This is a genomic window from Dyadobacter sp., assembly GCF_051859145.1.
Classification (GTDB): Bacteria; Bacteroidota; Bacteroidia; order Cytophagales; family Spirosomataceae; genus Dyadobacter.
Map to the genome: position 1 here is coordinate 1 of NZ_JBHYGF010000504.1, position 2279 is coordinate 2279.

Sequence of the window (2279 nt, forward strand, 5' to 3'; positions counted from 1 at the left end):
TGAAGGAAATTCTAAGGGTGGCCTGCGATGATTGCCACAGTAATAAAACAGCCTATCCCTGGTATGTTAATGTTCAACCCGTGGCCTGGTTTCTGGATAATCACGTTCAGGAAGGGAAAAGAGAATTGAACTTCTCCACCTTCACCAAACTTCCGGTTGCCGTCCAGAACCATAAATTCGATGAGATCATTGAAATGGTGAGTGAAAAAGAAATGCCGCTGAAATCCTATACATTTTTAGGGCTGCATCAAGAGGCAAATCTGACCGATCAACAGCGCCAGCTGATCATCAACTGGGCAAAGCAGCAAATGACAATGCTGAAAAATGAGTATCCCGCCGATAGTTTGAAGATGAAAAAAAGAACGCCGAAGGCTGGAATCTGATCGCAACAGATGTGATGGTTACCGCCAGAATTGTGATTAAATAGCTATTCAAAAATCAAATTGTTTCCTTCCACATCATGAAAAAGATCTGTGCTACGCTTCTTGTTGTGGTGGTACTTCATTTTACAGCATTTTCGCAAAACGCAGATTCTACCCGCAAGGAGCTGCACTTTTCATTTCCGCAGCTTTATGCACCCTCTGCACTTATACTGGCGGGTTTCATCGCTAATGGTCATTCGCGGGAGTCGATCAAAAATGAAATAGCCGAAGAGCGGAAAGAGCACTTTCCCAGGTTTAAAACAAGGCTGGATGATTATCTTCAGTTCTCTGCTTTGGCAGCTGCTTATGGACTGGATGCGGCGGGGATTAAATCCAAAACGGATTTTGTCAACCGTTCGGTAATTTTGGTGAAGGGAGAGATCCTGGCCATTTCAACGGTTATGGTTTTGAAAAAGGCATTCCATATTCAGCGGCCAGATGGGAGTTCTTATAACTCTTTTCCCTCCGGGCACACCACACAGGCCTTTGCGGCGGCTACATTTCTGAGTGAAGAATATAAAGGTACCTATCAGTGGATGCCTTATGTCTCTTACACGGTCGCTTCCTCGGTAGGTATTCTCAGGGTCGCCAACAACCGACATTTCATTAGTGACGTTTTGGTCGGCGCCGGAGTTGGGTTCTTGTCTATGAAAGTTGCCTACTGGACACACCAATATAAATGGGGGAAAAGACTTAATCGTGAGAATTCATAATAATCTACAATATCTATACCTGTCATATCTATACGATTTAAGTGCCAAAACATTAGCGATTGTGACAATAGGTTTTTGCCAGAAAGAAAATTAACAGCTGTGACTAGTAAGCGGTTATCAGAATTTATCCGCTTGATCGAAGCGGATAAAAACAACGAGTGAAAACATCCTTCTTAGTAGATTTGATCTATGCCTTTGAGCTTTTTTAACCGGTGGTTAAAATTGGAATATTCCCATTCTTCTAGTTGCACCTTTATATATTCTGCACGCACACTTTGGTACAGTCAGGAACATTTGTTACGCGATAGGTTGCACTTTCTATATCCTTAAATACGGGTATACACCCTTAGATTTTCAACAATCTTTGAGCGAGTTGCGTATACATTCTTACAATAGAGATTTAATCAACAACGTCACTATCGCGCATTAAGATGAAACGACTGCTTTGCTTTGTTATTTTTAGTTTGCTAGTTGCTTCATGCAATCAGGTAGAAAAGCCTGAAAAACAGGTTCAAAAGCCAATTAAGTATGGGTCAAATAATGGAAAGTATGTAACCATACACAACAAGAAGATTTATTACGAGGAGTACGGCCAGGGCATTCCGTTGCTGCTCTTGCATCAGGGTCTAGGCTCGATCGAAAACTTAGCCAGCCTCATACCCGAACTTTCAAGACATTTCAGGGTTTTAGCGCCTGATGCTCCGGGACATGGACGCTCGGAGCATGCTGACAGTTTAAGTGGCGATTTGCTGGCCGAATACAATTCTCAACTTATCGACCAACTAGGCTTGGACAGCACCTATGTGATGGGCTGGAGTACGGGGGGCAACACTGCATTGTTGCTCGCAGCAAACAGGCCTGATAAAATAAAGAAAGTGGTGAGTGGTGCGTCAAATTCAAGAGCGAGTGGACTAAGTCAGGAAGCACGCGATTTGTTAAAAGAATATACCGTTGAAGCTGTAAAGGAGGATAAGGATTGGTTAGAAAATTATCAGCGAATGAATCCCGAGCCTGAAAAATGGGTGAAGTTTTGGGAGGACAATCAAAGGACATGGGAAAGGGAGATCAAGATCCCGGATACTAAAATTACCAGTATTAAAGTACCCGTTTTATTGATCCGTGGTGACAGGGATATGATCAGACT

General features: G+C 42.9%; 3 protein-coding genes. All 3 read left to right on the top strand.

Features of this window, described 5'->3' with window-relative positions:
• The coding region (locus ACTIE6_RS22890) for a heme-binding domain-containing protein (RefSeq protein ID WP_439558842.1) at positions 1 to 383 on the top strand (383 nt) is incomplete at its 5' end.
• 77 nt (positions 384 to 460) lie between these two features.
• The gene (locus ACTIE6_RS22895) at positions 461 to 1135 is read left to right on the top strand and encodes a phosphatase PAP2 family protein (protein ID WP_439558843.1); all 675 of its coding nucleotides are present in this window, start codon (positions 461 to 463) and stop codon (positions 1133 to 1135) included.
• 431 nt (positions 1136 to 1566) lie between these two features.
• A partial coding sequence (locus tag ACTIE6_RS22900; protein ID WP_439558844.1) for an alpha/beta fold hydrolase occupies positions 1567 to 2279 on the top strand: 713 nt, incomplete at its 3' end.